Here is a 422-nt window from a genome sequence, read left to right on the forward strand (position 1 = left end):
AGAAAAAATCTCTAGCGAAAGATTTACGTTGTTAAACGAAGTGCCAGACAGTGGTTTCGGTATCTATGGACGCAAAGATATAATAAATGAAAGTCAAGATATTATAAATATTCTCCACAAAAATGTTTGGTTGTGCAACCCGACACTATATAGAAGTGACTTTGTTAAGAATCTCGAAGAATCAGTTAAAAAACAACATGATAAGGTTAGTGTCAGGCAGGTGGATAATCTGGCTTGTTGCCTAAACTTTATTTACTCTGGTCGCTATATATGTATTACAGATTCAATAATGGATGATTTTAATGGTGATTCTAAACTGGATTTTATAAATTTAGCCAGTTTTGAAAGTGAGAATAAATTATATTTTTATAAATCACGCTCACATTCTAGTGTATTAATTAGACTTATTGAGTACATTCATT

1 pseudogene is annotated in these 422 nt (G+C 31.0%); it reads left to right on the forward strand.

The annotated features are described in order from the left end of the window. A pseudogene (locus V2A85_RS24510) lies at window positions 1-422 on the forward strand (LysR family transcriptional regulator); the annotation flags it as partial.

Source organism: Yersinia sp. 1252 StPb PI (assembly GCF_048593885.1).
Taxonomy (GTDB): domain Bacteria; phylum Pseudomonadota; class Gammaproteobacteria; order Enterobacterales; family Enterobacteriaceae; genus Yersinia; species Yersinia enterocolitica_E.